The organism is Bacillus cereus group sp. BfR-BA-01310, assembly GCF_022664325.1.
Lineage (GTDB): Bacteria > Bacillota > Bacilli > Bacillales > Bacillaceae_G > Bacillus_A > Bacillus_A paramycoides.
Genome location: NZ_JAKUHD010000049.1, coordinates 1 through 13,265 on the forward strand (window position 1 = coordinate 1; position 13,265 = coordinate 13,265).

Consider the following 13,265-nt stretch of genomic DNA (forward strand, 5'->3'; position numbering starts at 1 on the left):
GGTTGCCCCGATGGAAATGGCGTTTTGTTTCCAAAACTGTTTTTCCTGATTACATAGTATGCAAGAGTTTCAGTCTGGTTCCTAAATTATTAAATAAAAAAGAATTACGATTGGCCAAAAACAGACTATAGAGATTTTCGTCTTTTTGTATTAATTACCCACCCAGGGATAACTTCCTCTAATTTGAATGTAAACTTTTCGATATTAGTTTACATTCAAATCTCCTTAAATATTGACTCCACATCAAATCCCCTGATATCCTCAAAATCAACAATAAAAGTATACATTCAAAACACTATAAATAAAGAGATTAGAGCATCGTGAACAAAAAAGAAAAAGCTAGATCCATACTAGCTTTTTAACATAATTTCCGTCAGCGGTAATAAACAAGAAGGATCATTCCTTATGAAAAGGGATGATCCTTCTTGTTTATTTATCCAACCATCTAGTAGGGACATTTTTTTCCCCTGATATTTCGAATTTAATCTCTCCATTTTCATAATATATCCGCTTTATAATTGGTATAGTTTCCATTTCATTTTCTTTTTCACTATTATAGTGATTTTTTGTTTCTATATGAATGATATTCATCAGACATACCTCCTTTTTATCCACGATAAAAAACAAAGAACACATTTTTCACACAGTTGTATATGTATTCTCATATTGCTTGTTCAGATGACTGTTTTTCTGTTCAGGTGTTAAACTAGTTGTATATTATCTAAACAGTCATCTGAACAAAAAAACAGGGAAACCCTTGTCAGCCATAGAATTGTTTAGTTGTTTGAATGGTGTTTAGTTCAGATGTTTAGGTGTTTAGAAGGATGGTGATCTGAACAGTGCAACAAAAAGACTGGTTATCAGCTGAAGAAGTAGCAAAAGAAATAAAAGTATCAGCTATGACTATAAAACGAAACTGTCAAACCTACAGTAGTTTTTTAAAATTCCAACAAGGTGAAAAGAACAAGTATTTAATTCACCAAGAATGTATACCTGTTTTTCAATTTATAGCTAAAATGAGAAATAAAAGAAACCTCCAAACGAAACAGATTATTGAACTCCTCAGTAAAGAAGGATTCTCTGAATACATAGACATTGAACCCATCCAAACAACTAAACAACAACCTGCACAAATCCAAGTAGGACAAGGATTTATAGATGTTCAGGAGTTTGATAGAATTGTTGCTGAAAGAGTATCTGAACAGCTTAAAAAACATGAAGAAAATTTAAAAAAATGGTTAACTGAACAGCAAAAACAACAACAAGAATTCCAAAGAATAGTGCTTCAAAAAATAGATGAACGTGACCAAAACCTAATATCTATGATCCGTGAAACCCAGGAGACCAAAAAATTGATTGCAGCCACCCAACAAAAAAAGTGGTGGCAATTTTGGAAATAGAAAAAGCCTTGCTTATATGCAGGGCTTTTTTATACAGAATTCTATACAGATTTTTGTACTAATACAGGAAATTCATAAGCCTGAAAAACCTCAGTATCTCTACCATGTATAAGATCATGCATAGAATAATCAAAAGAAAAAACACATAAACCTAATGAAATCAAAGGTTTATGTGTTTTATTTGCTACCGATAATAGGACGTTATGTTGACTAGTAATGTATATAATATACAGCATGTTCAATCAAAATATTAAGTACATGAAGGTCTTAGTAGATTACTCTATCAAAAATGAAGCTGCTCAACCTGAGCTGGTGCTTCAAGTACAGAACCTAAAACCTCTGTAGCACGAACTATACAATTACCTCCTACTACTTGTGGAAATACTATTGTAACTATTTCATTTCCCCCAGCATCGAGTCTTACTCTATGAATAAAAACACGGGTCCCTGAAGGAATTGCCCCCCCCGATATAGGTACATTATTTAAAATGGTAAAAAAACTACCTACTTTACTTGTAAGTTCACGAGAATTATACATATTATCCATATAAAAATGAGAATATTGATAAGGATACGGATTTTGATAAAGATACGGATTTTGATACATAAATTTTCAACCTCCATATTTTCTAATTTATTTAGTACATTTAACTATATATTCATTGGATTATGATATGTATAGGTGAAAAACCTATAAATAATTTTATTTGGGAATATAAATAACAAAAACTCACTTTATTTAATAATATTATGAAAAGTCTCATCAGAAAATCTGGTGAGACTTTTCTAAGTTTCTAGATAGATTGACTATTAATAATGATCATTATATAAATAAGCTGTCCATATGGGCGGCTTATTGTATTTTTTTGCTTAACGTGTTTTTTTTAAAAATGCTGGCGGTACCCCTAATAGAGGTTGTCCACTATTTAACAATTGGAACATGCAGAAAGTAATTGATAATCGATATAGCTAGGGTCATAGTAAATGAATTGGTTTCCGCCTAAGTTTAGCCATCCATTTTGTTCGTAAAATACTTTATAAGCTTCGTTATGATGTAATGTTCGAATCACATTGCCACTCATAGAAGGTTGATCTCGTAAATTTACATTATTACCTGTAATTGTAGCAATCCCTATATAGTTACAGTAACAAATATAACTAGAATCATAAAAAACAAATTGATTCCCACCTAAGTTTAACCATCCATTTTGTTCGTAAAATACTTTATAAGACTCATTACGATGCAATGTTCCAATGACATTACCACTCATAGAAGGTTGATCTCGTAAATTTACATTATCACCTGCGATAGTAGCAATTCCTATATAGGAGCTATTAGGTCCATTGTTGTTATTATTCCCGTTATCCAAATCCACATAGGATATATTGCAATCGACATTGCTACTAATACCTTGTACACTTCCGGTATCTGTGTATTGCCAAATATCACATTCCATTCCTGCACCTCTTGGGTTATAACGTGCAACCCACAATAAAGTATCTTGTAAGCGTGAAACGTTTAGACTATTTTGAAAGAAATATAGATTGCTGTAAACGCCAGTATTTGTATACCCTGCATTTTTCAATTCTGTTAAAAATGCATTCACAGCATCTGTTAATGTATCAGGATCTAAATTTGCATCATTAACCTCTATATCGACAAATACAGGTGCAGTTAATGCTACGCTCCGTAAATTTTTAATGAAGAAAGCAGCCTCTTGTTTTGCATCATTAACAGAGATTGCCCGAAAAAAGTGATAAGCTCCTGTCAGGATGCCAACACTATTTGCACCATTGATATTGTATTGAAAAGTTGGATCGACAAAATTGGTGCCTTGCTCAGAACCTTCTGTTACTTTTGCAATTATAAAGTTTACTTGATTTGGATCATTCTTTACTTCATTCCAATTAATATTTCCCTCATGATGACTCACATCAATTCCAAATGACATAATATAACACTCCTAATTCGTTATACTACTTTATATTCTCAGTCTATTAAATTGTTAATAGATGTATATGGGTGCTTATATCATTTCTACTATTTTTGGTGATTATACAAGGGATACCTTAGCTTTTTATTTAGTACGTAGAAAAATATAATTAACTTTCAATAACAATAATTATGTAAACACGAAAGTCCCCCAGCTAAACAATCTGGAGGACTCTTTTTATGTAAGTGGGAAGACATCGGTCTTCCCTTCGGGTTGCCCCGATGGAAATGGCGTTTTGTTTCCAAAACTGTTTTTCCTGATTACATATTATGCAAGAGTTTCAGTTTAGTTCCTTAGTAAATAATTCTTTTTTATGGTTTTGATTTTTGGTTAAAAACTTGCGTTTTGGCTAAAGTGCTGGCTCGTCGTGTGGGGGCGAAACCCCACATATTAAACGTATCAATATATTGAATAAGAACAATTTTCGAGCGATTGATCTAAGCGGTTCGGCTCGTATACTTGCTAATCCAAGTCGATAACCATTATCTTGCGTTTTGTCTGTCGGCTTGGCGAAAAAAGCATATCGAGCCGAAAGAAGTTGTGCAAGGACACAATAAAAAAAGAAAAAGCATTAGCTTTTAGGTGAGGATAAACGAACCGACTTTTTTTATTGTGAGGGTGGAGATTTTTGAGTGGTTTTCTCAAAAATACGACCCGTTCCTTGCGGAACTTTTAGCCTTTATATATAGAGTGAGAAGAGAGAGAGTTTTTAAAGTGGTATAAAACGTTGGTATAACTAGGTTTATGATGTTTTTCGTGTGTATCGAAAACAATACACATTCGTATCGAAAACAATACACACGAAAATGAGTAAAAAAATAAGATTGACTAATTGTCAATCTTAAAATAATTTATCTGGTAACTCTTTCAATATCTTCATTTTCATAGCTTTATAAAAGATTGCTTTAAGTGCTTCATTTACATTATCCTTATCTCCTGCATAAATAATGTGCGGATTTACAAATAGTGAATAAGCTTTTGCATTATTTCCTTCAATTCCACTTTCAGCTTTCGCTAATATTCCCTTTTTAACCAAAGAATTTACTGAAAGGCTTGTATTCGCTCGTGTTAATCCGATTTTTTTTGCAAGTCCTGAAATATTCAATGGAACTGGATTTTTTGATTTCACATCATCAACAATACAGTTTGAATTAAAAGCAATCGAAGAAACAATATCAATTAAAAATGCTTTTTCTTTAGCCGTAAAGTATTCCCTTTCCCTTAAAAATTCATAATTACTTTGCAAAATTTGAGCAAACCTCACTTTCGACTGAGGACTTTTTTTAGTACCTATGTAAAGCTCTTTGCCAGTAGCTTTAGCCATAGTTTCCATGGCTTTTTCTAATTCAACTTCTGAAACATCATTATATAACTCTTGAAATTTTTCATTTTCAATTTCTAAATCTCTTTTTCTAGCATTTCTTTCAGCTTGTCCAAAATCTACAACTTTTGTCATAAAATAATTCTCTCCCTTAGTGGAAGGAATCAACTAACCTATGCTACAATGTGTATAGAATATATATTAGGTTGATTCCAACCTGAGTATGAAAAACCGCCTGTCCGCCAAGACATTGGGCGGTTTTTTCGTCTTTCTCTATAATAACATGGAATTCCTTACTAAGGATTCCCATCTGTTGCAAAAACACAACATTCAATCCTCTTTTTCTTCTTCAAACTCATACAATTCAATAATATCCTCTGGATCACCTATCATTCGACCATATTCAAGACCACCATCAACTGCAATTGAACGACACAAACAATACTTAAAATCACGAGTGAATTTTGATTCAATCACATCTCCACATTTTCTACATTGGAGTGCATTTTTTTTTATTTTTTTCATCATCATCACTCCTATCTTTCTAATTCATCCTCACGTTCTCTTCTTTTGGGTTTGCTCTGTTCTTTTAGTATTTCTTTCACTTCTTTTTCAGCTTTATCTATAATTTCATCTGCCGGAGAATAATTAAACTCTCTTCCCATAAATTTTGCGACCTTATCAACAAATTTAGCAATATGTTTTCTTGCCATTTCTATGACCAATATTAACCGGACCGTTTCATCTGTTATTTTTTTATTTTCCTTTTTCAACTCAAGATTTTCTTTCTTTAAATCTTGATTGTTACCAACTAATTCTTTATTTCTAAATTGCTCTTTCGAAAGAGAATCTTTCAAACTATTAATTTCTCTATTTTTTCTTTCCAATTCTTTTTCTTTGTCTTTAATAACAATTGGTAGTTGAGCAACTCGCTTTATCACTTCTTGTTGTCTTTCAAATTCCACTGAATCTACCTTCACATCATTACTAAACATTGTTTTTTTAATTTCAACTTTAGGAATCTCAATTTCACTATTCTTTATCTCTTCCAAACGTCGTTCAACTTTATTTAATTCATCATGCAAAGTTACTTTTCTTTCATTGAATTGCTTTACTTCTTGTTGCGAATCTTCTAAATCCACCACTAACTCTTTTAATCGCTTTGTTCCAGCAGCCATCAAATTTTTATTTTTATGCATAAGCTTTTCCATGGTTGATGCGGCATCCGCATATTCCTTATACTGACGAACTTTCATGTACTTATGGGAACCTACATTAGCTCTTTCAAAATTCGGAATTTGCTCTTTTGCTAAATCCTCAATATATGCTGTCTCTAACGCACGCCAATTAGCAATTAATTCTGTACCTTTTCCTTCAATACCTTGCTGTTGCAAAGCTCTATCCATTCCGACACGCCTCGTTAATCCTCGACTACTTTCGAAATTCGGTACATAGTTAATATGTAAATGCGGATTTGCTTCATCATCATGTAAAACCATGTTATAAACTACTAGATTTGGATTTCGCTCTTGAAACGCCTCAGCATACTGTTTTAACGCTTCCTTTTTGGCTCCTCTATACTTTGGGTCGTCTTTACCCTCTCCAACCGCTACAACCAATTCTCGTTGCTCATGTGTCTTTTCATTTTTATGTATTTTGTCATAGTAGTCCTGAATCTTACGGTCATTGCGTTTTTGTTTCTCATTATACTTGTCCACCGCTTCTTGAAAGACATCCTTGTATACACTTCGGATGTCCTTTTGAACAAAGTAGATATTCTCGTCTAACCTGGATGGATCGATGCCAGGATTCCCATGAATGTTTTCTCTGTTATTATGGCTTAATGAACTTTGGTGAGATTGATTAAATGAGATAGAGAACAACATAAAGTGCCACCACTTCCCTTAGATTAATTGATACAATAAGTCTAGCAAGGCGACGAAATTGTGTCAATTGACGTAACCCTATACGTATTTTGACGCTTTCGCATCAAAATCAATAGGGGTCTGCGACGCTTGTCGGCTTTGCCGAACCATGCCTAGCATGGAAAAACCAAATCTTGGGCGTTGCCCAAACCCACTGGGGAACCCTTCCCCAGACCCCCTTCATCGAACTCCCCAACCCCTCAATCCTTGAGGGGCTCCCTCGCCGGTTGGCAGGAACAAACGGTGGTTTGTTCAGTGCCAAGAGGGTTTGGGTGTAGTCCAGTTGGTCAAGTCAAATACTCCCTTCGCTTCGCTAGGTCCGTTTTGATTGACCAACACACATATCTCAGATAAAAAATAAAAGAAGACCGCCCTAAGGTGGTCTTCTTATGTAGAGTGGGAAGACATCGGTCTTCCCTTCGGGTTGCCCCGATGGAAATGGCGTTTTGTTTCCAAAACTGTTTTTCCTGATTACATAGTATGCAAGAGTTTCAGTCTGGTTCCTAAATTATTAAATAAAAAAGAATTACGATTGGCCAAAAACAGACTATAGAGATTTTCGTCTTTTTGTATTAATTACCCACCCAGGGATAACTTCCTCTAATTTGAATGTAAACTTTTCGATATTAGTTTACATTCAAATCTCCTTAAATATTGACTCCACATCAAATCCCCTGATATCCTCAAAATCAACAATAAAAGTATACATTCAAAACACTATAAATAAAGAGATTAGAGCATCGTGAACAAAAAAGAAAAAGCTAGATCCATACTAGCTTTTTAACATAATTTCCGTCAGCGGTAATAAACAAGAAGGATCATTCCTTATGAAAAGGGATGATCCTTCTTGTTTATTTATCCAACCATCTAGTAGGGACATTTTTTTCCCCTGATATTTCGAATTTAATCTCTCCATTTTCATAATATATCCGCTTTATAATTGGTATAGTTTCCATTTCATTTTCTTTTTCACTATTATAGTGATTTTTTGTTTCTATATGAATGATATTCATCAGACATACCTCCTTTTTATCCACGATAAAAAACAAAGAACACATTTTTCACACAGTTGTATATGTATTCTCATATTGCTTGTTCAGATGACTGTTTTTCTGTTCAGGTGTTAAACTAGTTGTATATTATCTAAACAGTCATCTGAACAAAAAAACAGGGAAACCCTTGTCAGCCATAGAATTGTTTAGTTGTTTGAATGGTGTTTAGTTCAGATGTTTAGGTGTTTAGAAGGATGGTGATCTGAACAGTGCAACAAAAAGACTGGTTATCAGCTGAAGAAGTAGCAAAAGAAATAAAAGTATCAGCTATGACTATAAAACGAAACTGTCAAACCTACAGTAGTTTTTTAAAATTCCAACAAGGTGAAAAGAACAAGTATTTAATTCACCAAGAATGTATACCTGTTTTTCAATTTATAGCTAAAATGAGAAATAAAAGAAACCTCCAAACGAAACAGATTATTGAACTCCTCAGTAAAGAAGGATTCTCTGAATACATAGACATTGAACCCATCCAAACAACTAAACAACAACCTGCACAAATCCAAGTAGGACAAGGATTTATAGATGTTCAGGAGTTTGATAGAATTGTTGCTGAAAGAGTATCTGAACAGCTTAAAAAACATGAAGAAAATTTAAAAAAATGGTTAACTGAACAGCAAAAACAACAACAAGAATTCCAAAGAATAGTGCTTCAAAAAATAGATGAACGTGACCAAAACCTAATATCTATGATCCGTGAAACCCAGGAGACCAAAAAATTGATTGCAGCCACCCAACAAAAAAAGTGGTGGCAATTTTGGAAATAGAAAAAGCCTTGCTTATATGCAGGGCTTTTTTATACAGAATTCTATACAGATTTTTGTACTAATACAGGAAATTCATAAGCCTGAAAAACCTCAGTATCTCTACCATGTATAAGATCATGCATAGAATAATCAAAAGAAAAAACACATAAACCTAATGAAATCAAAGGTTTATGTGTTTTATTTGCTACCGATAATAGGACGTTATGTTGACTAGTAATGTATATAATATACAGCATGTTCAATCAAAATATTAAGTACATGAAGGTCTTAGTAGATTACTCTATCAAAAATGAAGCTGCTCAACCTGAGCTGGTGCTTCAAGTACAGAACCTAAAACCTCTGTAGCACGAACTATACAATTACCTCCTACTACTTGTGGAAATACTATTGTAACTATTTCATTTCCCCCAGCATCGAGTCTTACTCTATGAATAAAAACACGGGTCCCTGAAGGAATTGCCCCCCCCGATATAGGTACATTATTTAAAATGGTAAAAAAACTACCTACTTTACTTGTAAGTTCACGAGAATTATACATATTATCCATATAAAAATGAGAATATTGATAAGGATACGGATTTTGATAAAGATACGGATTTTGATACATAAATTTTCAACCTCCATATTTTCTAATTTATTTAGTACATTTAACTATATATTCATTGGATTATGATATGTATAGGTGAAAAACCTATAAATAATTTTATTTGGGAATATAAATAACAAAAACTCACTTTATTTAATAATATTATGAAAAGTCTCATCAGAAAATCTGGTGAGACTTTTCTAAGTTTCTAGATAGATTGACTATTAATAATGATCATTATATAAATAAGCTGTCCATATGGGCGGCTTATTGTATTTTTTTGCTTAACGTGTTTTTTTTAAAAATGCTGGCGGTACCCCTAATAGAGGTTGTCCACTATTTAACAATTGGAACATGCAGAAAGTAATTGATAATCGATATAGCTAGGGTCATAGTAAATGAATTGGTTTCCGCCTAAGTTTAGCCATCCATTTTGTTCGTAAAATACTTTATAAGCTTCGTTATGATGTAATGTTCGAATCACATTGCCACTCATAGAAGGTTGATCTCGTAAATTTACATTATTACCTGTAATTGTAGCAATCCCTATATAGTTACAGTAACAAATATAACTAGAATCATAAAAAACAAATTGATTCCCACCTAAGTTTAACCATCCATTTTGTTCGTAAAATACTTTATAAGACTCATTACGATGCAATGTTCCAATGACATTACCACTCATAGAAGGTTGATCTCGTAAATTTACATTATCACCTGCGATAGTAGCAATTCCTATATAGGAGCTATTAGGTCCATTGTTGTTATTATTCCCGTTATCCAAATCCACATAGGATATATTGCAATCGACATTGCTACTAATACCTTGTACACTTCCGGTATCTGTGTATTGCCAAATATCACATTCCATTCCTGCACCTCTTGGGTTATAACGTGCAACCCACAATAAAGTATCTTGTAAGCGTGAAACGTTTAGACTATTTTGAAAGAAATATAGATTGCTGTAAACGCCAGTATTTGTATACCCTGCATTTTTCAATTCTGTTAAAAATGCATTCACAGCATCTGTTAATGTATCAGGATCTAAATTTGCATCATTAACCTCTATATCGACAAATACAGGTGCAGTTAATGCTACGCTCCGTAAATTTTTAATGAAGAAAGCAGCCTCTTGTTTTGCATCATTAACAGAGATTGCCCGAAAAAAGTGATAAGCTCCTGTCAGGATGCCAACACTATTTGCACCATTGATATTGTATTGAAAAGTTGGATCGACAAAATTGGTGCCTTGCTCAGAACCTTCTGTTACTTTTGCAATTATAAAGTTTACTTGATTTGGATCATTCTTTACTTCATTCCAATTAATATTTCCCTCATGATGACTCACATCAATTCCAAATGACATAATATAACACTCCTAATTCGTTATACTACTTTATATTCTCAGTCTATTAAATTGTTAATAGATGTATATGGGTGCTTATATCATTTCTACTATTTTTGGTGATTATACAAGGGATACCTTAGCTTTTTATTTAGTACGTAGAAAAATATAATTAACTTTCAATAACAATAATTATGTAAACACGAAAGTCCCCCAGCTAAACAATCTGGAGGACTCTTTTTATGTAAGTGGGAAGACATCGGTCTTCCCTTCGGGTTGCCCCGATGGAAATGGCGTTTTGTTTCCAAAACTGTTTTTCCTGATTACATATTATGCAAGAGTTTCAGTTTAGTTCCTTAGTAAATAATTCTTTTTTATGGTTTTGATTTTTGGTTAAAAACTTGCGTTTTGGCTAAAGTGCTGGCTCGTCGTGTGGGGGCGAAACCCCACATATTAAACGTATCAATATATTGAATAAGAACAATTTTCGAGCGATTGATCTAAGCGGTTCGGCTCGTATACTTGCTAATCCAAGTCGATAACCATTATCTTGCGTTTTGTCTGTCGGCTTGGCGAAAAAAGCATATCGAGCCGAAAGAAGTTGTGCAAGGACACAATAAAAAAAGAAAAAGCATTAGCTTTTAGGTGAGGATAAACGAACCGACTTTTTTTATTGTGAGGGTGGAGATTTTTGAGTGGTTTTCTCAAAAATACGACCCGTTCCTTGCGGAACTTTTAGCCTTTATATATAGAGTGAGAAGAGAGAGAGTTTTTAAAGTGGTATAAAACGTTGGTATAACTAGGTTTATGATGTTTTTCGTGTGTATCGAAAACAATACACATTCGTATCGAAAACAATACACACGAAAATGAGTAAAAAAATAAGATTGACTAATTGTCAATCTTAAAATAATTTATCTGGTAACTCTTTCAATATCTTCATTTTCATAGCTTTATAAAAGATTGCTTTAAGTGCTTCATTTACATTATCCTTATCTCCTGCATAAATAATGTGCGGATTTACAAATAGTGAATAAGCTTTTGCATTATTTCCTTCAATTCCACTTTCAGCTTTCGCTAATATTCCCTTTTTAACCAAAGAATTTACTGAAAGGCTTGTATTCGCTCGTGTTAATCCGATTTTTTTTGCAAGTCCTGAAATATTCAATGGAACTGGATTTTTTGATTTCACATCATCAACAATACAGTTTGAATTAAAAGCAATCGAAGAAACAATATCAATTAAAAATGCTTTTTCTTTAGCCGTAAAGTATTCCCTTTCCCTTAAAAATTCATAATTACTTTGCAAAATTTGAGCAAACCTCACTTTCGACTGAGGACTTTTTTTAGTACCTATGTAAAGCTCTTTGCCAGTAGCTTTAGCCATAGTTTCCATGGCTTTTTCTAATTCAACTTCTGAAACATCATTATATAACTCTTGAAATTTTTCATTTTCAATTTCTAAATCTCTTTTTCTAGCATTTCTTTCAGCTTGTCCAAAATCTACAACTTTTGTCATAAAATAATTCTCTCCCTTAGTGGAAGGAATCAACTAACCTATGCTACAATGTGTATAGAATATATATTAGGTTGATTCCAACCTGAGTATGAAAAACCGCCTGTCCGCCAAGACATTGGGCGGTTTTTTCGTCTTTCTCTATAATAACATGGAATTCCTTACTAAGGATTCCCATCTGTTGCAAAAACACAACATTCAATCCTCTTTTTCTTCTTCAAACTCATACAATTCAATAATATCCTCTGGATCACCTATCATTCGACCATATTCAAGACCACCATCAACTGCAATTGAACGACACAAACAATACTTAAAATCACGAGTGAATTTTGATTCAATCACATCTCCACATTTTCTACATTGGAGTGCATTTTTTTTTATTTTTTTCATCATCATCACTCCTATCTTTCTAATTCATCCTCACGTTCTCTTCTTTTGGGTTTGCTCTGTTCTTTTAGTATTTCTTTCACTTCTTTTTCAGCTTTATCTATAATTTCATCTGCCGGAGAATAATTAAACTCTCTTCCCATAAATTTTGCGACCTTATCAACAAATTTAGCAATATGTTTTCTTGCCATTTCTATGACCAATATTAACCGGACCGTTTCATCTGTTATTTTTTTATTTTCCTTTTTCAACTCAAGATTTTCTTTCTTTAAATCTTGATTGTTACCAACTAATTCTTTATTTCTAAATTGCTCTTTCGAAAGAGAATCTTTCAAACTATTAATTTCTCTATTTTTTCTTTCCAATTCTTTTTCTTTGTCTTTAATAACAATTGGTAGTTGAGCAACTCGCTTTATCACTTCTTGTTGTCTTTCAAATTCCACTGAATCTACCTTCACATCATTACTAAACATTGTTTTTTTAATTTCAACTTTAGGAATCTCAATTTCACTATTCTTTATCTCTTCCAAACGTCGTTCAACTTTATTTAATTCATCATGCAAAGTTACTTTTCTTTCATTGAATTGCTTTACTTCTTGTTGCGAATCTTCTAAATCCACCACTAACTCTTTTAATCGCTTTGTTCCAGCAGCCATCAAATTTTTATTTTTATGCATAAGCTTTTCCATGGTTGATGCGGCATCCGCATATTCCTTATACTGACGAACTTTCATGTACTTATGGGAACCTACATTAGCTCTTTCAAAATTCGGAATTTGCTCTTTTGCTAAATCCTCAATATATGCTGTCTCTAACGCACGCCAATTAGCAATTAATTCTGTACCTTTTCCTTCAATACCTTGCTGTTGCAAAGCTCTATCCATTCCGACACGCCTCGTTAATCCTCGACTACTTTCGAAATTCGGTACATAGTTAATATGTAAATGCGGATTTGCTTCATCATCA

General features: G+C 33.2%; 14 protein-coding genes. 2 read left to right on the forward strand and 12 right to left on the reverse strand.

Going from position 1 to position 13,265, the window contains the following annotated elements:
- Positions 1 to 429 precede the first annotated feature (429 nt).
- Entirely contained in the window at positions 430 to 591 is a 162-nt protein-coding gene (locus MR109_RS28795) for a hypothetical protein (RefSeq protein ID WP_242274751.1), read from the reverse strand.
- A 248-nt stretch (positions 592 to 839) separates the two neighbouring features.
- Between MR109_RS28795 and MR109_RS28800 the strand changes: the two genes are divergently transcribed.
- Positions 840 to 1,400, forward strand: a complete 561-nt coding sequence (locus MR109_RS28800; protein ID WP_242274752.1) for a DUF3967 domain-containing protein — start codon at positions 840 to 842, stop codon at positions 1,398 to 1,400.
- Positions 1,401 to 1,683: 283 nt separating this feature from the next.
- Here MR109_RS28800 and MR109_RS28805 read toward each other — a convergent pair whose 3' ends face one another.
- From MR109_RS28805 to MR109_RS28830, 6 genes are all read right to left on the reverse strand, one after another.
- A complete protein-coding gene (locus tag MR109_RS28805) occupies positions 1,684 to 2,007 on the reverse strand; it encodes a hypothetical protein (protein WP_242274753.1) in 324 nt (107 codons plus the stop codon).
- A gap of 319 nt (positions 2,008 to 2,326) precedes the next feature.
- The gene (locus MR109_RS28810) at positions 2,327 to 3,352 is read right to left on the reverse strand and encodes a GH25 family lysozyme (protein ID WP_242274754.1); all 1,026 of its coding nucleotides are present in this window, start codon (positions 3,350 to 3,352) and stop codon (positions 2,327 to 2,329) included.
- An 883-nt stretch (positions 3,353 to 4,235) separates the two neighbouring features.
- Positions 4,236 to 4,850, reverse strand: a complete 615-nt coding sequence (locus MR109_RS28815) for a hypothetical protein (protein ID WP_003204248.1) — start codon at positions 4,848 to 4,850, stop codon at positions 4,236 to 4,238.
- Between the two features lie 195 nt (positions 4,851 to 5,045).
- On the reverse strand, positions 5,046 to 5,240 hold the full coding sequence (locus tag MR109_RS28820; RefSeq protein WP_242274755.1) for a DUF7695 domain-containing protein: 195 nt from the start codon (positions 5,238 to 5,240) through the stop codon (positions 5,046 to 5,048).
- 11 nt (positions 5,241 to 5,251) lie between these two features.
- The gene (locus MR109_RS28825) at positions 5,252 to 6,601 is read right to left on the reverse strand and encodes a plasmid recombination protein (protein ID WP_308197309.1); all 1,350 of its coding nucleotides are present in this window, start codon (positions 6,599 to 6,601) and stop codon (positions 5,252 to 5,254) included.
- Between the two features lie 890 nt (positions 6,602 to 7,491).
- Complete coding sequence (locus MR109_RS28830) at positions 7,492 to 7,653, reverse strand: hypothetical protein (RefSeq protein WP_242274751.1); 162 nt, start codon at positions 7,651 to 7,653, stop codon at positions 7,492 to 7,494.
- Positions 7,654 to 7,901: 248 nt separating this feature from the next.
- On the opposite strand from MR109_RS28830, the gene MR109_RS28835 reads away from it, so the two are divergent.
- A complete protein-coding gene (locus MR109_RS28835; RefSeq protein WP_242274752.1) occupies positions 7,902 to 8,462 on the forward strand; it encodes a DUF3967 domain-containing protein in 561 nt (186 codons plus the stop codon).
- A gap of 283 nt (positions 8,463 to 8,745) precedes the next feature.
- Here MR109_RS28835 and MR109_RS28840 read toward each other — a convergent pair whose 3' ends face one another.
- From MR109_RS28840 to MR109_RS28860, 5 genes are all read right to left on the reverse strand, one after another.
- Positions 8,746 to 9,069, reverse strand: coding sequence for a hypothetical protein (locus MR109_RS28840; RefSeq protein WP_242274753.1), 324 nt, complete (start codon positions 9,067 to 9,069; stop codon positions 8,746 to 8,748).
- Positions 9,070 to 9,388: 319 nt separating this feature from the next.
- On the reverse strand, positions 9,389 to 10,414 hold the full coding sequence (locus tag MR109_RS28845) for a GH25 family lysozyme (RefSeq protein WP_242274754.1): 1,026 nt from the start codon (positions 10,412 to 10,414) through the stop codon (positions 9,389 to 9,391).
- An 883-nt stretch (positions 10,415 to 11,297) separates the two neighbouring features.
- Complete coding sequence (locus MR109_RS28850; RefSeq protein WP_003204248.1) at positions 11,298 to 11,912, reverse strand: hypothetical protein; 615 nt, start codon at positions 11,910 to 11,912, stop codon at positions 11,298 to 11,300.
- Between the two features lie 195 nt (positions 11,913 to 12,107).
- Positions 12,108 to 12,302 carry a DUF7695 domain-containing protein gene (locus MR109_RS28855; protein ID WP_242274755.1) on the reverse strand — a complete coding sequence of 65 codons (195 nt, stop codon included), beginning with the start codon at positions 12,300 to 12,302 and terminating at the stop codon, positions 12,108 to 12,110.
- Positions 12,303 to 12,313: 11 nt separating this feature from the next.
- A partial coding sequence (locus MR109_RS28860; protein WP_242274756.1) for a hypothetical protein occupies positions 12,314 to 13,265 on the reverse strand: 952 nt, incomplete at its 5' end.

Coding starts and splice junctions, on each gene's coding strand:
- MR109_RS28795 (WP_242274751.1), bottom strand. CDS start 591: ATGAATATCATTCATATAGAAACAAAAAATCACTATAATAGTGAAAAA.
- MR109_RS28805 (WP_242274753.1), bottom strand. CDS start 2,007: ATGTATCAAAATCCGTATCTTTATCAAAATCCGTATCCTTATCAATAT.
- MR109_RS28810 (WP_242274754.1), bottom strand. CDS start 3,352: ATGTCATTTGGAATTGATGTGAGTCATCATGAGGGAAATATTAATTGG.
- MR109_RS28815 (WP_003204248.1), bottom strand. CDS start 4,850: ATGACAAAAGTTGTAGATTTTGGACAAGCTGAAAGAAATGCTAGAAAA.
- MR109_RS28820 (WP_242274755.1), bottom strand. CDS start 5,240: ATGAAAAAAATAAAAAAAAATGCACTCCAATGTAGAAAATGTGGAGAT.
- MR109_RS28825 (WP_308197309.1), bottom strand. CDS start 6,601: ATGTTGTTCTCTATCTCATTTAATCAATCTCACCAAAGTTCATTAAGC.
- MR109_RS28830 (WP_242274751.1), bottom strand. CDS start 7,653: ATGAATATCATTCATATAGAAACAAAAAATCACTATAATAGTGAAAAA.
- MR109_RS28840 (WP_242274753.1), bottom strand. CDS start 9,069: ATGTATCAAAATCCGTATCTTTATCAAAATCCGTATCCTTATCAATAT.
- MR109_RS28845 (WP_242274754.1), bottom strand. CDS start 10,414: ATGTCATTTGGAATTGATGTGAGTCATCATGAGGGAAATATTAATTGG.
- MR109_RS28850 (WP_003204248.1), bottom strand. CDS start 11,912: ATGACAAAAGTTGTAGATTTTGGACAAGCTGAAAGAAATGCTAGAAAA.
- MR109_RS28855 (WP_242274755.1), bottom strand. CDS start 12,302: ATGAAAAAAATAAAAAAAAATGCACTCCAATGTAGAAAATGTGGAGAT.